Source organism: Stenotrophomonas sp. YIM B13575 (assembly GCF_042787595.1).
Classification (GTDB): Bacteria; Pseudomonadota; Gammaproteobacteria; order Xanthomonadales; family Xanthomonadaceae; genus Stenotrophomonas; species Stenotrophomonas lactitubi_B.
On the sequence record NZ_JBHZOP010000030.1, the window covers coordinates 1 to 17184 of the forward strand.

Sequence of the window (17184 nt, forward strand, 5' to 3'; positions counted from 1 at the left end):
CGCGGGCGGACATCTTGTAGAGCCGAGCCCATGCTCGGCTCCGCACCAGAAGCAGCCGAGCATGGGCTCGGCTCTACAGCGTGCAGCGCACCCTCGGGCATGTGGGTGCCGCCGTCAGTGCACCGGTACCAGCGTCATCGTGTGCTGTGCCTTGCCGGGCAGGAACGGGGTGGGGCGACCATGCACCCAATCCTCATGCCCCGCGCCCCAGTACGGCGACAACGGATGGCCGCTCTGCCCACCCGGCATGTGCACGATGCCGTCGGCTTCGTGGCCGGGCGAGACCACCATCCGCTGCGAGGCACCGAAGGACGGCGTCTGTACACGCGGCATGTCACGGTCGCCGGGCAGCGGATCGGCCGGCATGCACAACCAGCGACTGGCGAAGGCGGGCAGGGCGCGCGCGACCGGATGGCAGATCGCTGCGGTATTGCGCTCGCCCCAGCTGCGGTGCGCCAGCGGTCCCTGCGTGGACAGCTCCGCTTCGGTGCGACGTGCAGCATCGGCCAGCAGCGCATCCCAGCTGGTGTACGCCGGCGGCAGCAGGTTGGCGGGTCGCTGTTCCAGCATCGGCCAGGCCACGCCTTCCAGCTGCGCCAGGCGTGGTGCCAGGAAATCCTCGCCCAGCTGCGCCCGGGCCGGCGCCAGCAGCGCATCGGTCAGCGTGTCGAGCACCTGTGTACGGAACTCGCGCACCGCCCGGTAGCTGGTCGAATTGATCGCGGCGCGTCCTTCCCAATGCGCGCTCGCAGCACCCAATCGCTTCAGTGCCGGATCGTCGCTGTGCTCGATCACCTCCTGCAGCAGCACCCACCAGCGCTGCAGGAACACCGCGCGCTCGTCCAGCTGGATCGCCAGCAGGTCGTGTTCGTCGAAGCGTTCCTGGGTGGCCAGCAGATCACGGATCTGCCGTCCGCGTGCGCCGAGGTCGTAGCCGCCATTGCCAACGGTGGCCAGGGTTGCCTCGTCCACCACGCGGCTGTTGGCGGTCCACAGCCGATGGCTGGGCGGATCGATCAGGCTCGGCGCCGCGTCGCTGCGGATCGGCCAGGGCGCGCAGCGCTGGTTGGCCTGATTGTCATTGAAACCCAGTGGCGCGCAGTGCGGGCCACGGTCGGGCCGTGCGCCGATGAGGCGCCACGCGATGCGTCCGCTGCGGTCGCCGATCACCAGGTTCTGCGCGGGAATGCCGGCATGGTCGGCAATCTGCAGGGCCTGGTCGAGATCGGCGGCGCGTGCCATGTCGGCGAAGTCCATGCGCACCGCGCCCGGCAACTGCGCGACCCAGCGCAGGGCGTCGCCGCTGCCATCGGCGTGGGTGTGCAGGATTGGCCCCCACGCGGTTTCGCGTACCGGAAAACGCACGTCGGCGCCGCCAGCCACCACGATCCGTTCCTCATGCACGGTCACCGCGGCGTCGGCGGGTTCGCTGCGGAAGTCGGCGGTGTCGATGTAGCTGTTGGTGAAGCCCCACGCGACATGGCCATTGCTGCCGACAATCACCGCCGGCACGCCCGGCAGCGAGAAGCCGCTGACGTCGACCTGGCCGCCTGCGGCCTGCGGATCGGGGTAGCGCAGGCGCACACGGAACCACAGGCTGGGCGCGCGCAGGCCCAGATGCATGTCGTCGGCGACGATCGCACGGCCATCGGCGGTCAGCGCACCGGCAACGGCGAAATTGTTGCTGCCGACCGCGTCGGCATCTTCGGCAGCTGCGCCGCTCGCAGCCTTCAGTGTGTGCAGGTCCAGCTGGCTGGCGTCGGGCAGGGTGGCATTGCCGCGGGGAGCGCCGGCCAGCGGCGCGTCCCACTCGCTGCCGTCGTGCGCCAGCAGGGCGTACAGGGCCGGCGGCACCACCGCGCGGATGCGCTGCAGGGCCAGTTCGGACGGGTTGCTGGGGTCCTGCAGGTCGGCGTACATGGCCAGGCCCGCCAGCACGCTGTCGCTGGCCTGCCACGGTTGCGGCGCCTGCCGCAGCAGCAGGTAGGCCCACGGGCGTACCGCCAGGCTGTCCAGGCCCTGGTTGACCCCGTCCACATAGGCGCGCACGGCTGCAGGGTCGCTGCCCAGCGCATCCTGCAGATGGGCCTCGGTGCGCGCGCGCAGGCGGTGCACCCGCATGCGCTTGTCGGCCTCGATCGCCTTCGCCCCGAACAGCGCGGACAGTTCACCGGCGGCACTGCGCCGCATCAGGTCCATTTCGAAATAACGTTCCTGCGCATGAATACGGCCGAGCGCCCGCAGCGCATCGGCCTTGTTGCCGGCGGTGATGGTGACCACCCCCAGCGCATCGCGCTCCACGGTGACCTTGCCGGCCAGCCCGGGCAAAGGGCGCTCGCCGTCCAGCTCGGCCAGGCTGCCGCGCAGCAGCAACCACAGGACCAGTACCGCGAGCAGCACGATCGCGACCAGCGCACCCAGAATCCACCGCCACGTACGACGCATTGCAGGTCCTTCCCGAGCATGTCGACCGATTGTAGCCGCAGGCGCAACTGCGACTGATTCCGATTAGATCACCGTATTTCCAGATGGGGCACCATGGGCGCCATCGATTCACAGGAGCTCCCCCCATGAAAGGCAACCCGGACGTCATCGCCTGCCTGAAGGAACTGCTGCGCGGCGAACTCGCCGCCCGCGACCAGTACTTCATCCACTCCCGCCGCTACGAGGACCAGGGCCTGTTCGCGCTGTACGAACGCCTGAACCACGAGATGGAAGAGGAGACCCAGCATGCCGATGCGCTGCTGCGCCGGATCCTGTTCCTGGGCGGCGACCCGGACATGCGCCCGCACGCCACCGAGCCGGGCAAGACCGTGGAGGAGATGCTGCGCAAGGACCTGGACACCGAATACGCCGTTCGCAACAACCTCGCCGCCGGCATGAAGCTGTGCGAGGAGAAGGGTGACTACGTGAGCCGCGACATGCTGCTGGCGCAGTTGAAGGACACCGAGGAAGACCACGCCTGGTGGCTGGAGCAGCAGTTGGGTCTGATCAAGCGCATCGGCCTGGAGCTGTACCAGCTGAGCAAGATCGACGGCAGCGGCGCCCCGGCGCACTGACCGACGCCGCTTTCGGTAGAGCCGACCGCTGGTCGGCTGCTGTACCTGATGTAGAGCCAAGCCGTGCTTGGCTGCTTTCCGCAGAATCACAACGTCCCGTCGCCTGCCAGCACCGGAGCACCGCCAGCCAGCCTTCGCCAGCCAGCTGCTCCACCGCCCGCCAGCCGACAAACAAAGAAGCCGGGGAATGCCCCGGCTTTTTTGTGTCTGACGTCCGGGGTCGGATCCGTTTTCGAAGAAAACGGCTCTGACCCCATCGGGTGAGGCGTGCCAACCAAGGTTGGCATCTACCAGAGGCGTTGCATGGGTCGGAGCCCTTTCCGCTGGAAAGGGATCCGACCCCGCGCCTCATTCGACCGACAGCCCTTCCACCTTCTGCCAGCCGCGCGGCAGCAGGTGGCCACGGGTGGCGCGGGCGCCCAGATAGGCCTCGAGCTCGCTGAACTTCAGGCCCATGGTGCGCTGGCCGCTGCGGACCTGCAGGGTCTGCCCGGGGCTGATCGCCACGATTGCCACCACGCGCTCGGTGGCGAGCTTGGCCTTGGGGATCTCGATGATCTTGTTGCCCTTGCCCTTGTCCAGTTCCGGCAGGTCGTTGGCGGCGATCGCCAGCAGGTTGCCCGAACTGGTCACCGCGACGATGCGGTCGGTGGCCACGTTGGCCACCACCGACGGCGTAAGCACCGACGAGCCCGCCGACAGATTCAGCATCGCCTTGCCGGCCTTGTTGCGGCCGATCAGGTTCTCGAAGCGGGTGACGAAACCATAGCCGTGGGTCGAGGCCAGCACGAAGCGGGTATCCGGCTCGGCGCTGGCCAGGGTCACGAAGCTGGTGCCCGCGGCCGGTGAGAAGCGGCCGGTCAGCGGTTCACCGTTGCCGCGTGCCGAGGGCAGGGTATGCACCGGCGTGGAGTAGGCGCGGCCTTCGCTGTCCAGGAACGCGACCTGCTGGGTGCTGCGTGCACGCACTGCGCCCTGCAGGGCATCACCATCGCGATAGGACAGGGTCGAGGCGTCGATGTCGTGGCCCTTGGCCGCGCGGATCCAGCCCTTCTCGGACATCACCACCGTCATCGGCTCGCTCGGCACCAGCTCGGTCTCGTCGATGGCCTGCGCGGCCTGGCGCTGCACCAGCGGCGAACGGCGCGCGTCACCGAACTTCTTGGCATCGGCCTGCAGCTCGTCGCGGATCAGCTTCTTCAGCTTGGTCTTGCTGTCGAGGATGGCGATGATCTTGTCGCGCTCCTTGGCCAGCTCGTCCTGCTCGCCACGGATCTTCATCTCCTCCAGGCGGGCCAGCTGCTTCAGCTTGGTTTCCAGAATGTACTCGGCCTGGTCTTCGGACAGGCCGAAGCGCGCGATCAACGCCGCCTTCGGTTCGTCCTCGGTACGGATGATGTGGATCACCTCGTCCAGGTTGAGGAACGCCACCAGCAGGCCTTCCAACAGGTGCAGGCGACGCTCGACCTTCTGCAGGCGGTGCTGCAGGCGGCGGGTGACGGTGCTGCTGCGGAACGCCAGCCATTCGCTGAGCAGCGTCTTCAGGTTCTTCACCTGCGGACGGCCGTCCAGCCCGATCACGTTGAGGTTGACGCGGTAGCTGCGCTCCATGTCCGTGGTCGCGAACAGGTGGCCCATCAGCTGCTCGGCGTCGACGCGGTTCGAGCGCGGCACCAGCACCACGCGCACCGGGTTGGCGTGGTCGGACTCATCGCGGATGTCTTCCAGCCACGGCAGCTTCTTGGCGCGCATCTGCGCGGCGATCTGCTCGATCACCTTCGACGGCGACACCTGGAACGGCAGCGCGGTGACCACCACGTTGTGCGCTTCCTTGATGTAGGTCGCACGCGCACGCACGCTGCCGTTGCCGGTCTCGTACATGTTCCGCAGGTCGTTGGCCGGGGTGATGATCTCGGCGTTGGACGGGTAGTCCGGGCCCTTCACGTGCTCGCACAGGTCGCGCACGCTGGCGTCCGGATCGTCCAGCAGGTGCAGCAGCGCGCTGACGATCTCATTGAGGTTGTGCGGCGGCACATCGGTGGCCATGCCCACGGCGATGCCGGTGGTGCCGTTCAGCAGCAGATGCGGCAGGCGTGCCGGCATCCAGGTCGGCTCCTGCAGGGTGCCGTCGAAGTTCGGCGCCCAGTCGGTGGTGCCCTGGCCCAGTTCGCCCAGCAGTACTTCGGCGATCGGGGTCAGCTTGGATTCGGTGTAACGCATCGCCGCGAACGACTTCGGGTCATCGCTGGAACCGAAGTTGCCCTGGCCTTCGATCAGCGGGTAACGGTACGAGAACGGCTGCGCCATCAGCACCAGCGCTTCGTAGCACGCGCTGTCGCCATGCGGGTGGTACTTACCAATGACGTCACCGACGGTACGCGCGGACTTCTTCGGCTTGGACGCGGCATTCAGGCCCAGCTCGCTCATCGCGTAGATGATGCGGCGCTGCACGGGCTTCAGGCCGTCGCCCAGGAACGGCAGGGCGCGATCCAGGACCACGTACATCGAGTAGTCGAGGTAGGCGCGTTCGGCGTACTCGCGCAGCGGCAGTTGTTCGAAACCGTGGAACACGGGGCGGGCAAGATCGGTCATGCGGCGTTGTTACCTATGTCGGGAGGCGGTGACGGCGGTCGCCGCTCTCAATCCAGTGATTATCCGGATGCGGCGGGGGATGCCAAGCCGCGTGCAGGATCCAGGCCCGGTTCCAGGCCGTGGCCGGCCCGTGCCAGGTAGCGTCCGGGCGGTAGCCCGAAGTGTCGCCGGAACACGGTGACGAAGGCGCTGGCGCTGCTGAAGCCCAGTGCGTGGGCGATGTCGGCCACGCTGCGGCCCTCGCTGAGCTGGCGAAGCGCCTCGGCCAGCCGCGCCTGCTGGCGCCACTGGGCGAAGCTGAGGGTGGTCTCGTCGCGGAAATGGCGGGTCAGGCTGCGCGGCGACAGGCCGGCCCAATGCGCCCACTGCGCCAGGCCGCGCTCGTCGGCCGGGTCGGCCAGCAGCTGCGAGGCGATCTTCAGCAGGCGCCGGTCGCGTGGCATCGGCAGATGCATGCGCTGGCGCGGCGCGGCGCGGATCTCGTCCAGCAGCACGTTGATGATGTGCTGCCGTTCGGTGGTGCTCTCGTAGTCCTGCGGCCAGTCGCAGATGCGTTCGGCCACCGCCTGCGCCAGGCGGGAGATGCCCAGCACGCACGGATCGGCCGGCAGTTCGGCGCACAGCGGTGCGGCCAGCACCATGCCCCAGCCGCGCAGGGGGCCATCGATGTGGACCGTATGTGGTTCGGCCGGTGGCATCCAGCCCGCCGAGCCGGGCGCCAGCGACCAGGTGCCATGCGAGGTGCGGGTGGTCAGCAGGCCACGTTCAACGCAGATCAGCTGCGCGCGGACGTGGTGATGCCAGTCCACTTCGCGGGCCAGGCCCTGCGGGCTGTCGAAGCGGAAGGCGATGACCGGCGGGCCGTCATTGCGCTCGAACCAGTCCAGCGCTTCTTCACGCAGCAGGGTGGCCGGTCCAGGTTCGCCCGCCTTCACGTGGGCTGGCGGTGGCTTGAATGTGACATTCATTGGCTGGATTGTACTACCGGGCCAGTTGGGAGCGCCATTAAGGTGACGCCTTCACCTGATCCAGCCCATTGCTGCAACACAGCATTCGATGCCAGATCGAATATTTCCATTGAGAAATATTTTTTTTGGAAGAGAATGCTCCCCCATGATCTGTCCTGCAACCACTCCCCCCAGCTTCGGCCTGCTGCTGCGCCAGGTGCGCGACGGCCTGGTCCGCCAGCTCGACGCGTCCATGGCCGAAGAAGACCTCGGCATCGGCTTCACCCACTACATCGGGCTGAAGGTGCTCTCGAACATGGCGCCGTGCACGGCCAACGAACTGGCCCAGGCCATCGACCAGGTGCCCAGCGCGGTCACCCGCCTGCTGGACAAGCTGGAAGCGCTCGGTTGCGTGCGCCGCGAGCCGCATGCCCAGGACCGGCGTGCGCTGCAGATCGTATTGACCGATGAAGGCCGCGCGCTGTGGGCGCGGTTGAAGCTGCGCGGCGACGCAGTGATGGATTACGCCCTGCGTGATCTGTCCGCCGACGAACGCACCCAGCTGCTGTCCCTCCTGACCCGAATCCGCGATTCCCTGACGACCCCATGAACCCGATCCCGCATCCCACTCTCCGCCGGTCCGGGCGCGCGCTGTTGGTTTCAGCGCTGGCCCTGGCCCTGGCCGCCTGCGCCAGCAGCCGTGGCCTCACCCCGCAGGGCCACGTGCTTGACGTGGACAGCCTGCACAGCGAACGCACCCTGGCCGACAGCGACCTGAGCGCCGCCGGTTTTCCCGCCCAGGACTGGTGGAAGGCACTGGGCGATGCGCAGCTGGATGCGCTGATCGCCGAAGGCCTGGCCGGCCATCCGAGCCTGGACGCCGCCGACGCCCGCCTGCGCCAGGCACAGTCGCAGGTCGGCACCGCGCGCGCCGATCGCCTGCCCAGCCTGTCCGTGTCCGGTGGCTACACCGGCCTGCGCCTGCCCGAATCGATGGCCGGCGATGAGATCGGTGGTCATTACGCCGGCAGCAGCCAGGTCGCCTTCGATTTCAGCTACGGCATCGACCTCTGGGGTGGCAAGCGCGCCGCCTGGGAGGCCGCCGTGGACGGCGCCCACGCCGCTACCGTCGAGGCCCAGGCCGCACGCCTGAACCTGTCCACCGGCATCGCCCAGGCCTATACCGACCTGGCCTACGCCTGGCAGCTCAACGATGTTGCCGAAGAAGAACTGGCGCGCTCGCAGAAGTCGCTGGAGTTGACCCGCCAGCGTCGCAGCGCCGGCATCGACAGCGACCTGCAGGTGCGCCAGGCCGAAGCCCGCGTGCCAGCCGCACAGCAGCAGTTGCTGGCGGCACAGCAGCGCATCGACGCGGGCCGCACCGCGTTGGCCGCGCTGGTCGGCAAGGGCCCGGACCGGGGCCTGTCGATCGAACGCCCGCGGGCGATGAACCCCCTGGCCCTGCAGCTGCCGGGCGTAGTGCCCAGTGAGCTGCTCGGCCGTCGCCCCGACATCGTCGCCGCGCGCTGGCGGGTGGAAGCGGCCGACAAGCAGATCAAAGTGGCCAAGACCAGGTTCTACCCGAGCCTCAACCTGACCGCGCTGGCCGGCGTGGTCGCACCGAATGTCGGCGACCTGCTGCAGAGCAGCTCCAGCTTCGCCTATATCGGCCCGGCGCTGAGCATGCCGATCTTCGAAGGCGGCAAGCTGCGCGCCAACCTGGCCAACACCGATGCGCAGTACGACCTGGCCGTAGCGAACTACAACCAGGCGGTGCTCGATGCACTGCGCGACGTCGCCGACCAGGTCAACGCAGTGCGCTCGTTGGCGCAGCAGTCGCAGTCGCAGCAGCAGGCGGTGGATACCGCACATGCCGCGTTCGACCTGGCCCAGCAGCGCTACCGCGCCGGCATCGGCAGCTACCTGGACGTGCTGACCGCGCAGTCCATCCTGCTGCAATCGCAGCAGCAGCTGGCCGGCCTGCAGTCGCAGCAGCTGCAGAGCTCGGTGCGCCTGAGCAAGGCCCTCGGCGGTGGTTTCCAGCCCAGTGACGCCGATGCCGCACCGCTTGCCTCCCATTCCGATTCCTCGCATTCCTGAAGACGCCTGCCATGAGCCAGACCCAAGACACTGCGGCCCCCGCCGCCCCCAACCGTCGCGGCAAGCTGCTGCGCGGCCTGTTCGTGATCGTCGTGCTGCTGCTGGCGGCCCTGGCGTTGTGGTACTTCATGTTCGGCCGTTGGTTCGAAGAGACCGACGACGCCTACGTGCAGGGCAACCAGGTGCAGATCACCCCGCTGGTGGCCGGTACCGTGGTCGCCATCAACGCCGATGACGGCATGCGCGTGGAGCGCGGCCAACTGCTGGTGCAGCTGGACCCGGCCGACACGTCGGTAGCCCTGCAGCAGGCTGAAGCCAACCTGGCCAAGACCGTGCGCCAGACCCGCGGCCTGTACCGCAGCGTCGAAGGCGCGCAGGCAGACCTGAACGCGCGTCAGGTGACCCTGAAGCGCGTGCGCGACGACTTCGCACGCCGCAAGGGCCTGGCCGCCACCGGCGCCATTTCCAACGAAGAACTGGCCCACGCCCGTGATGAGCTGGCGGCTGCCGAAGCGGCCGTGGCCGGTTCGCGCGAGACCGTCGAGCGCAACCGTGCGCTGGTCGATGACACCGTGATCGCCACCCAGCCGGATGTGCAGGCGGCTGCCGCGCAGCTGCGCCAGGCCTTCCTCAACAATGCGCGTTCGGGCATCGTCGCGCCGGTCACCGGCTATGTCGCCCGTCGTTCGGTGCAGGTCGGCCAGCGCGTGCAGCCGGGCAATGCCCTGATGGCGGTGGTACCGACCGAGCAGATGTGGGTCGAGGCCAACTTCAAGGAAACCCAGCTGCGCCACATGCGCCTGGGCCAGGAAGTGGAGCTGAAGTCTGACCTGTACGCCGGTGACGTGAAGTACAAGGGCCGCATCGACAGCCTCGGCCTGGGCACCGGTTCGGCGTTCTCGCTGCTGCCGGCGCAGAACGCCAGCGGCAACTGGATCAAGATCGTGCAGCGCGTGCCGGTACGCATCGCCATCGATGCCAAGCAGCTGGCCGAACACCCGCTGCGCATCGGTCTGTCGATGAAGGCCGAAGTGAGCCTGCGCGACCAGAAGGGCGAAGTGCTGCCGAGCGCGGCCGCCAAGGGCACGGTGTTCGACACCGACGTGTACGCCAAGCAGCTGCACGATGCCGATGAGGTGATCCACACGATCATCCAGGGCAACCTGCCGCAGCAGGGCAAGGCGAGCTGAGGCCGGCCATGTCCGCACAAGCTCCAGCTGCGCCCGGCTCTCCGGGCGCACCGGCGGCGCCGGGTGCGGCCGCCGGCTTCCTGCCCCCCAGTGTGGCCCTGTGCACCGTGGGCCTGGCGATGGCCTCGTTCATGCAGGTGCTCGACACCACCATCGCCAACGTCTCGTTGCCGACCATCGCCGGTAATCTTGGCGCCAGTTCGCAGCAGGCAACGTGGGTGATCACCTCGTTCGCGGTGAGCACCGCGATCGCACTGCCGTTGACCGGCTGGCTCAGTCGTCGCTTCGGTGAGCGCAAGCTGTTCGTGTGGGCCACGCTGGCCTTCGTGATCACCTCGCTGCTGTGTGGCCTGGCCCAGAGCATGGGCATGCTGGTGCTGTCGCGCGCGCTGCAGGGCTTCGTCGCCGGCCCGATGTACCCGATCACCCAGTCGCTGCTGGTCTCGATCTATCCCAGAGAAAAGCGCGGACAGGCGCTCGCGCTGCTGGCGATGATCACCGTGGTGGCGCCGATCTGCGGGCCGATCCTCGGTGGCTGGATCACCGACAACTACAGTTGGGAATGGATCTTCCTGATCAACGTGCCGCTGGGTATCTTCGCTGCGCTGGTGGTGGGTAACCAGTTGAAGGGGCGCCCGGAACACGTCGAAAAGCCGAAGATGGACTACGTTGGCCTGGTCACCCTGGTGATCGGCGTAGGTGCATTGCAGCTGGTGCTCGACCTCGGCAACGACGAGGACTGGTTCTCGTCGATGAAGATCGTGGTGCTGGCCTGCGTGGCGGTGGTGGCGCTGACCGTGTTCCTGATCTGGGAACTGACCGACAAGGACCCGATCGTCGACCTGAAGCTGTTCCGGCACCGCAACTTCCGCGCCGGTACGCTGGCGATGGTGGTGGCCTACGCCGCGTTCTTCAGCGTGGCCCTGCTGATTCCGCAGTGGCTGCAGCGCGACATGGGCTACACCGCGATCTGGGCAGGCCTGGCGACGGCGCCGATCGGCATCCTGCCGGTGATCATGACCCCGTTCGTGGGCAAGTACGCATCGCGCTTCGACATGCGCATGCTGGCCACGATCGCGTTCGTGGTGCTGTCGATGACCAGCTTCCTGCGGTCGGGGTTCAACCTGCAGGTGGACTTCCAGCACGTGGCCGGCGTGCAGCTGATCATGGGCATTGGTGTCGCGCTGTTCTTCATGCCGGTGCTGCAGATCCTGCTGTCGGACCTGGATGGTCGCGAGATCGCGGCCGGCTCGGGCCTGGCCACGTTCCTGCGTACGCTGGGTGGCAGCTTCGCCGCGTCGCTCACCACCTGGCTGTGGGCGCGTCGCACGCAGGTGCATCACGCAGACCTGACCGAACACATCTCGGTGTATCAGCCGGGCATGCAGGACCAGGTCGCGGCGATGGGGCAGGGCGATCTGCAACATGGTGCGGCGGTGTTGAACAACATGATCAACCATCAGGCATCGCAGATGGGCTTCAACGACATCTTCTTCCTGCTGGGCTGGATCTTCCTGGCGATCATCACCTTCCTGTGGCTGGCCAAGCCGCCGTTCGGTGCAGGCGCGGGTGCCGCCGCCGGTGGCGGGCACTGATCGATCGTTGTTGTTGAAACGCAGAAACCCCGCCGGAAGGCGGGGTTTTTTTTGCAGTAGATCCACGCCATGCGTGGATGAACCGCCGCGATAACGATCGCGTTTCAAATTCCGGACATGAAAAAACCCGCTTGCGCGGGTTTGATCATTGTCTGAGTCATGGTGCCCAGGAGAGGACTCGAACCTCCACGAAGTTGCCCCCGCTAGCACCTGAAGCTAGTGCGTCTACCAATTCCGCCACCTGGGCGACTCAGGAGGAGAATTTTGCAGGAAGCTTGGATATGTGTCAACACCATTTCACACATTTTTTTCTGCACCGGCTTCCGCGTCCACATCCAGATGCAGCAGCAGGCTGCGCATCGGCGGCGAGAGTGTTTTCCAGTCGGCAAACGCGGCGCACAGCCGGCGCTGTGCCCATGCGTTGCCGAGTGCAACGGCGACGATGCCGGTGGCCCGTCGGTGCTGACGTGCGATCGTGCGAGGCGCGATGCCCACGCCGATGCCATGGCCCACCATCGTGCACAGGCCTTCGAAGGTCTTCATGCGGATGCGTACGTCGAGCGTGCGTCCGGCCTCTGCCGCCAGTTCTTCGATATAGGTCTGCAGTGCATTGCCGTCGGCCAGCGCGACGAAGGTCTCGCCCAGCACATCGCTGAAATCGAGCGAGCGCCGCGCGGCGAAGCGATGCCCGGCCGGCAGCAGCATCATCAGCGGGTCTTCCGCAACCACATGACGGCGCAGCCCATCGGCGGGGACGGCGTCGCTGATGATGCCGGCCTCTGCCTGTCCGGCACGGATCGCACGCACGACTTCAGTGCTGGTGCGTTCGTGCAGTTCGACGCGCAGGCGAGGGCGTTCGGCGAGCCATGGCGCCAGTCGCGCGGGCAGATAGTTGGTCAATGCCGCAGTGTTGGCATACAGGTGCAGGGTGCCGCGCGCGCCGTGGGCGAAGGCCTGCAGTTCGCCGCGCAGCTGTGCCTGCTGCTGCAGGATCAGGCGCGCGTGATGGGCCAGTGCAGCGCCGGCTTCGGTGAGGCTGACGCCGCGCGGGTGGCGGGTCAGCAGCGCGGTGCCGGCGTCGGTTTCAATGGCGCGCAGGCGTTCGCTGGCCGATCCCAGTGCCAGATTCGCCTCCACGGCGCCGGCGGTGATGCTGCCGGCGTCGGCTACTGCCAGGAACAGGCGCAGATCGGCAATGTCCAGGCGCATGTCGTGACCTCGCAACGTGGCCGCTGCCTTCGGAGCAGCCGAAGGGTGGGGCGGGAATGCCGCATTGTGCGCTGAAGTGCCGGCGGCTCCAATGAAGGCATGAACGAAACGATCTACTTCTATGTGTTGCTGGTGGTGGTGTTCCTGTTGGCCGGGGTGGTCAAGGGGGTGACCGGCATGGGCCTGCCGACCGTGGCGATGGGGCTGCTGGGTGGCGCGTTGTCGCCGGTTGCGGCGGCCTCGATGCTGTTCATTCCGACCTTCGTCACCAATGCCTGGCAGCTGCTGTCCGGGCCATCAGTGGGGCAGATCGTGCGGCGGCTGTGGCCGATGATGCTGGCGGTGGTGATCGCCACGCTCGGTGCCGCCGCGCTGCTGGTGCGGGTGGATCGTGATGTGTCACGGGCCGCGTTGGGCGTGGCGCTGGTGGTCTACGCCGGGTACGCGTTGCTGGCGCCGGTGTTGCGGGTGCCGGCCCGGCGCGAGCGCTGGCTCGGACCGCTGGTGGGCGCGATGTCCGGCGTGGTGACCGGTGCAACCGGCGTGTTCGTGATGCCGGCGGTGCCTTACCTGCAGTCGCTGGGGTTGCAGCGCGACGAGCTGGTGCAGGCGCTGGGCCTGGCATTCACGGTGTCCACGATCTCGCTGACCACGGGGCTTGTGCTGCATGGTGCGTTCGGTGTGCAGCAGCTCGGTCTCAGTGCGTTGGCGGTGGTGCCGTCGCTGGCCGGCATGTGGCTGGGGCAGGTGATCCGCCAGCGCATCAGTGCGCGGGTATTCCGTGCCTGCTTCCTCGGCTTCCTGTTGTTGCTGGGCCTGGAGCTGGTGCTGCGTTCGTGGTGGTGATGCTGGCTGGACGCCAGACAAGAAAAAACCCGCTTTCGCGGGTGTTTTTCATTCTCGACATGGTGCCCAGGAGAGGACTCGAACCTCCACGAAGTTGCCCCCGCTAGCACCTGAAGCTAGTGCGTCTACCAATTCCGCCACCTGGGCGTCGAGGAGGAGAATTATGCGGTGCCGTGACGGAGGTGTCAACACCCCTGTGAAATCCCTGCGACCGCAGCGTCCGGTAGATCCACGCCATGCGTGGATGGGGCGCCGCATCCGGATTACAGGCAAAAAAAATCCCCGCCGAAGCGAGGAGTTTTTTCGTTGGTGCCCAGAAGAGGACTCGAACCTCCACGGTTTTACCCGCTAGTACCTGAAACTAGTGCGTCTACCAATTCCGCCATCTGGGCGTTCCAGAGGCGCAATTGTGAAGATGAACCGGGGGGCTGTCAACGATTTCCTGAAAATTCTTAATGGGGAGGCTTCAACCGGTCTGCTGACCCGTTCTGCACGCCCGCAACGGCTACCATGGAGGGCGATGACTACCAAAAAACCAAGCAAGGGCGGGAGCAAGTCCCGCAGTGAAGCCCCCAACAAGGGCACCAAGCAGGGCACTGCCCGCAACAACAAGCCGGGCAAGCCGTTGCCGGGCTGGCTCCCCGCACTGGCCGAAGGCGGTGCACCGCTTCCAGGGCGTGGCCGCCGCAACGCAGAGACACCTGGCCCCGCGCCGGGCCGCAAGCTGCCGCCGACGGGCAAGGTGATCGACGATCCCTATGCGTCCCGCGAAGCGGAAAAGTACGAACAACCCATCGCCAGCCGCGAGGCCATCCTGGCCCTGCTGGAACGTTGCGAAGGGCCGCAGACGGCTGAAGAACTCGGCGCGCGCCTTGGCCTGACCGCACCGGACCGTGCCGAAGCGCTGTCGCGCCGGCTCGGCGCCATGGTCCGCGATGGCCAGCTGGTGCAGAACCGCCGCGGTGGCTTCGCACCCATCCAGACGTTGAACCTGGTCACCGGCGTGGTGATTGCCAATCCGGAAGGGTTCGGCTTCCTGCGCCCGGTCGAGGGCGGTGACGATCTGTTCCTGCCGCCGTATGAAATGCGCAAGGTGATGCACGGCGACAAGGTGTTGGCGCGGGTCACCGGCATCGATCATCGCGGCCGTCGCGAAGGCAGCATCGCCCGCGTGCTCGAGCGCGGCATGACGCGCCTGATCGGCCGCTTCAGCGTCGAGATGGGCATCAACTACGTGGTGCCAGACGACAAGCGCATCCAGCGCAACGTGCAGGTGCCGCCGGACCAGACCGGCGGCGCGCGCGATGGCCAGCTGGTCGTCTGCGAACTGACCCAGGCACCGGACAGCCGCCGCCCGCCGATCGGCCGCATCATCGCCGTGCTTGGTGACAAGCTGACCGCCTCGCTGGTGGTGGAGACCGCGATTCACGGCCACGAACTGCCGTTCGAGTTCCCGCAGGAGGTGCTGGACGAAGCCGCCTCGGTGCCGCTGGTGGTCGAACCAGCGATGATCGGCGACCGCGTCGACCTGCGCAGCACGCCGCTGGTCACCATCGATGGCGAGGACGCCAAGGACTTCGACGACGCGGTGTACTGCGAGCCGAACGCCGACGGTTTCCGCCTGGTGGTGGCCATTGCCGATGTCTCCAACTACGTTCGTCCCGGTACGCCGCTGGACGATGAAGCGCAGAAGCGCGCCACCTCGGTGTACTTCCCGGGCTTCGTGGTGCCGATGCTGCCGGAAACGCTGTCCAACGGCATCTGTTCGCTGATGCCGAAGGTCGACCGCATGTGCTTCGTCTGCGACATGCAGATCGACCGCGAAGGCGTCGTCACCCACTCGCGCTTCTACGAAGCGGTGATGAATTCGCACGCGCGCCTGACCTACACCCAGGTGTGGCAGGCGGTGGGCGAGGATGATGCCGGCGCCAAGGCGTTCATCGGTGACCTGCTGCCGCAGGTGCAGCGCCTGCACCAGCTGTACAAGGTGCTGTCGAAGGCGCGCAGCAAGCGTGGCGCGATCGAGTTTGAAAGCAGCGAAGTCCGCTTCGTGCTCGACAACCGCGGCGAAGTCACCCAGGCCGGCATGCTGGTGCGCAACGATGCGCACAAGCTGATCGAGGAATGCATGATCGCGGCCAACGTGGAGGCGGCCAAGTACCTGCTGTCGCGCCATGTGCCGGCGCCTTACCGCGTGCATGAGAAGCCGCCGGAGACCAAGTACGCCGATCTGCTGGAATTCCTCAAGGAGTTCAAGCTGAGTCTGCCGCCGTGGTCGAAGGTGCGCCCGGGTGATTACACCAAGCTGCTGAAGAAGATCCGCGACCGTCCCGATGCCACGCTGCTGGAATCGGTGCTGCTGCGCAGCCAGAGCCTGGCCGTGTACAGCCCCGACAACAACGGCCACTTCGGCCTGGCGCTGGAGGCGTACGCGCACTTCACCTCGCCGATCCGTCGTTACCCGGATCTGCTGGTGCACCGTGCGATCAAGCATGCGCTGTCGGGCAAGCCGCTGGACAAGTTCACCTACAACGCCCGCGAGATGGCCGCACTGGCTCTGCAGTGCTCCGAGCGTGAGCGTCGTGCCGATGAGGCCGAGCGTGAAGTCGATGAGCGTTACCGCGCGGCGTGGATGGAGAAGCACGTCGGTGGCCAGTTCGATGGCGTGATCAGCGGTGTGACCAGCTTCGGCCTGTTCGTGGAACTGGCCGACTCGAAGGTACAGGGCCTGGTGCACGTGACCCAGCTGCCGCAGGACTATTACAAGTTCGACGCGACCCGCAAGACGTTGACCGGTGAGCGCCGTGGCAGCAGTTACCGCCTGGGCGATCAGGTGCGCATCCTGGTGCTGAAGGCCAGCATGGAAGAGCGCAAGATCGACTTCCGTCTGGTCGAGCACAAGGGCGAGGAAGAGGCGGCAAGCCCGGCTCCGCTGCCCGAGCGCGGCAAGCCGGCCAAGCGCACGAAAAAGCAGTATTGAAAGGTGTGCTGACCAACGGTCGGCACCCACCTCGCCCGGTAGGTGCCAACCAACGGTCGGCACCCACCTCACCCGGTAGGTGCTAACCAACGGTCGGCACCCACCTCACCCGGTAGGTGCCAACCGTTGGTTGGCACGACGTTTCGGAGAAATCCACCATGCAGGGCCAACCCGAATACAGCGGCGGCTGCCAGTGCGGTGCGATCCGCTTCCAGGCGCGGGGCGAGCTGACCGACAGATCGATCTGCCACTGCCGGATGTGCCAGAAGGCCTTCGGCGCCTACTACGCGCCGCTGGTCTCGGTGCGCGGCGTGCAGTTCAGCTGGACCCGCGGCCAACCGCGCTATTTCCAGTCCTCCAACGTCGTGCGGCGCGGGTTCTGCGCCGACTGCGGCACGCCGTTGACCTATGAAGCCCCTGATGGCGTGGCGGTGGCCGCCGGTGCCTTCGACCAGCCTGAGCGCCTGCCGCCGACCCTCCAGTATGGCGTCGAGCGCAAGCTGCCCTTCGTCGACGGGCTGGGCAGGCTGCCGGCACGCCGCACCGAAGAGGATGTCGCCGCGCTGGAGTTCCTGGCCACGATCGTGTCCCACCAGCACCCCGACCACGACACCCCGCACTGGCCACCGCGCAGCCGTTCGGCCGAAGGGTGAACGGCGGGTAGCG

At 67.0% G+C, this 17184-nt stretch carries 12 protein-coding genes and 3 tRNA genes; 8 read left to right on the top strand and 7 right to left on the bottom strand.

What is annotated here, in order from left to right:
* Positions 1-114: 114 nt before the first annotated feature.
* Positions 115-2445 (bottom strand): penicillin acylase family protein, encoded by a 2331-nt coding sequence (locus ACFX4F_RS06500; protein ID WP_380653367.1) that lies wholly within the window; start codon positions 2443-2445, stop codon positions 115-117.
* Between the two features lie 125 nt (positions 2446-2570).
* Between ACFX4F_RS06500 and bfr the strand changes: the two genes are divergently transcribed.
* Complete coding sequence (gene bfr, locus ACFX4F_RS06505; RefSeq protein ID WP_025877631.1) at positions 2571-3059, top strand: bacterioferritin; 489 nt, start codon at positions 2571-2573, stop codon at positions 3057-3059.
* A gap of 348 nt (positions 3060-3407) precedes the next feature.
* Here bfr and parC read toward each other — a convergent pair whose 3' ends face one another.
* A complete protein-coding gene (gene parC, locus ACFX4F_RS06510; RefSeq protein ID WP_099819965.1) occupies positions 3408-5651 on the bottom strand; it encodes a DNA topoisomerase IV subunit A in 2244 nt (747 codons plus the stop codon).
* A gap of 59 nt (positions 5652-5710) precedes the next feature.
* A complete protein-coding gene (locus tag ACFX4F_RS06515) occupies positions 5711-6619 on the bottom strand; it encodes a helix-turn-helix domain-containing protein (protein ID WP_099819966.1) in 909 nt (302 codons plus the stop codon).
* A gap of 145 nt (positions 6620-6764) precedes the next feature.
* Here ACFX4F_RS06515 and emrR point away from each other — a divergent pair, with 145 nt between their 5' ends.
* From emrR to emrB, 4 genes are read left to right on the top strand one after another with little or no spacing between them, the layout of a single operon-like run.
* Positions 6765-7208: a multidrug efflux system transcriptional regulator EmrR gene (gene emrR, locus ACFX4F_RS06520; RefSeq protein WP_025877626.1), complete on the top strand. Its 444-nt coding sequence runs from the start codon at positions 6765-6767 to the stop codon at positions 7206-7208.
* Positions 7205-8698 carry a multidrug efflux transporter outer membrane subunit EmrC gene (gene emrC / locus ACFX4F_RS06525; RefSeq protein ID WP_380653373.1) on the top strand — a complete coding sequence of 498 codons (1494 nt, stop codon included), beginning with the start codon at positions 7205-7207 and terminating at the stop codon, positions 8696-8698. Before emrR ends, emrC begins: the two co-directional genes overlap by 4 nt.
* 11 nt (positions 8699-8709) lie before the next feature.
* The gene (emrA, locus tag ACFX4F_RS06530) at positions 8710-9888 is read left to right on the top strand and encodes a multidrug efflux MFS transporter periplasmic adaptor subunit EmrA (protein ID WP_099819968.1); all 1179 of its coding nucleotides are present in this window, start codon (positions 8710-8712) and stop codon (positions 9886-9888) included.
* 8 nt (positions 9889-9896) lie between these two features.
* On the top strand, positions 9897-11483 hold the full coding sequence (gene emrB, locus ACFX4F_RS06535; protein ID WP_099819969.1) for a multidrug efflux MFS transporter permease subunit EmrB: 1587 nt from the start codon (positions 9897-9899) through the stop codon (positions 11481-11483).
* 160 nt (positions 11484-11643) lie between these two features.
* Here the strand turns inward: emrB and ACFX4F_RS06540 are convergent.
* Positions 11644-11730, bottom strand: a tRNA-Leu gene (locus tag ACFX4F_RS06540).
* A 50-nt stretch (positions 11731-11780) separates the two neighbouring features.
* The gene (locus ACFX4F_RS06545; protein WP_099819970.1) at positions 11781-12692 is read right to left on the bottom strand and encodes a LysR substrate-binding domain-containing protein; all 912 of its coding nucleotides are present in this window, start codon (positions 12690-12692) and stop codon (positions 11781-11783) included.
* A gap of 99 nt (positions 12693-12791) precedes the next feature.
* Between ACFX4F_RS06545 and ACFX4F_RS06550 the strand changes: the two genes are divergently transcribed.
* On the top strand, positions 12792-13538 hold the full coding sequence (locus tag ACFX4F_RS06550; protein WP_099819971.1) for a sulfite exporter TauE/SafE family protein: 747 nt from the start codon (positions 12792-12794) through the stop codon (positions 13536-13538).
* A 60-nt stretch (positions 13539-13598) separates the two neighbouring features.
* Here ACFX4F_RS06550 and ACFX4F_RS06555 read toward each other — a convergent pair.
* Positions 13599-13685 (bottom strand) — tRNA-Leu (locus ACFX4F_RS06555).
* 160 nt (positions 13686-13845) lie between these two features.
* Positions 13846-13930 (bottom strand) — tRNA-Leu (locus tag ACFX4F_RS06560).
* A gap of 128 nt (positions 13931-14058) precedes the next feature.
* On the opposite strand from ACFX4F_RS06560, the gene rnr reads away from it, so the two are divergent.
* Together rnr and ACFX4F_RS06570 are read left to right on the top strand one after the other, a co-directional pair.
* Positions 14059-16518 (top strand): ribonuclease R, encoded by a 2460-nt coding sequence (rnr, locus tag ACFX4F_RS06565; protein WP_380653378.1) that lies wholly within the window; start codon positions 14059-14061, stop codon positions 16516-16518.
* A gap of 158 nt (positions 16519-16676) precedes the next feature.
* On the top strand, positions 16677-17171 hold the full coding sequence (locus ACFX4F_RS06570; protein WP_380653381.1) for a GFA family protein: 495 nt from the start codon (positions 16677-16679) through the stop codon (positions 17169-17171).
* The last annotated feature ends 13 nt before the right edge of the window (positions 17172-17184 follow it).

What these genes read in the sequence shown, in the direction of transcription:
- ACFX4F_RS06500 (WP_380653367.1), bottom strand. Translation starts at nt 2,445, where the DNA reads ATGCGTCGTACGTGGCGGTGGATTCTGGGTGCGCTGGTCGCGATCGTG.
- bfr (WP_025877631.1), top strand. Translation starts at nt 2,571, where the DNA reads ATGAAAGGCAACCCGGACGTCATCGCCTGCCTGAAGGAACTGCTGCGC.
- parC (WP_099819965.1), bottom strand. Translation starts at nt 5,651, where the DNA reads ATGACCGATCTTGCCCGCCCCGTGTTCCACGGTTTCGAACAACTGCCG.
- ACFX4F_RS06515 (WP_099819966.1), bottom strand. Translation starts at nt 6,619, where the DNA reads ATGAATGTCACATTCAAGCCACCGCCAGCCCACGTGAAGGCGGGCGAA.
- emrR (WP_025877626.1), top strand. Translation starts at nt 6,765, where the DNA reads ATGATCTGTCCTGCAACCACTCCCCCCAGCTTCGGCCTGCTGCTGCGC.
- emrC (WP_380653373.1), top strand. Translation starts at nt 7,205, where the DNA reads ATGAACCCGATCCCGCATCCCACTCTCCGCCGGTCCGGGCGCGCGCTG.
- emrA (WP_099819968.1), top strand. Translation starts at nt 8,710, where the DNA reads ATGAGCCAGACCCAAGACACTGCGGCCCCCGCCGCCCCCAACCGTCGC.
- emrB (WP_099819969.1), top strand. Translation starts at nt 9,897, where the DNA reads ATGTCCGCACAAGCTCCAGCTGCGCCCGGCTCTCCGGGCGCACCGGCG.
- ACFX4F_RS06545 (WP_099819970.1), bottom strand. Translation starts at nt 12,692, where the DNA reads ATGCGCCTGGACATTGCCGATCTGCGCCTGTTCCTGGCAGTAGCCGAC.
- ACFX4F_RS06550 (WP_099819971.1), top strand. Translation starts at nt 12,792, where the DNA reads ATGAACGAAACGATCTACTTCTATGTGTTGCTGGTGGTGGTGTTCCTG.
- rnr (WP_380653378.1), top strand. Translation starts at nt 14,059, where the DNA reads ATGACTACCAAAAAACCAAGCAAGGGCGGGAGCAAGTCCCGCAGTGAA.
- ACFX4F_RS06570 (WP_380653381.1), top strand. Translation starts at nt 16,677, where the DNA reads ATGCAGGGCCAACCCGAATACAGCGGCGGCTGCCAGTGCGGTGCGATC.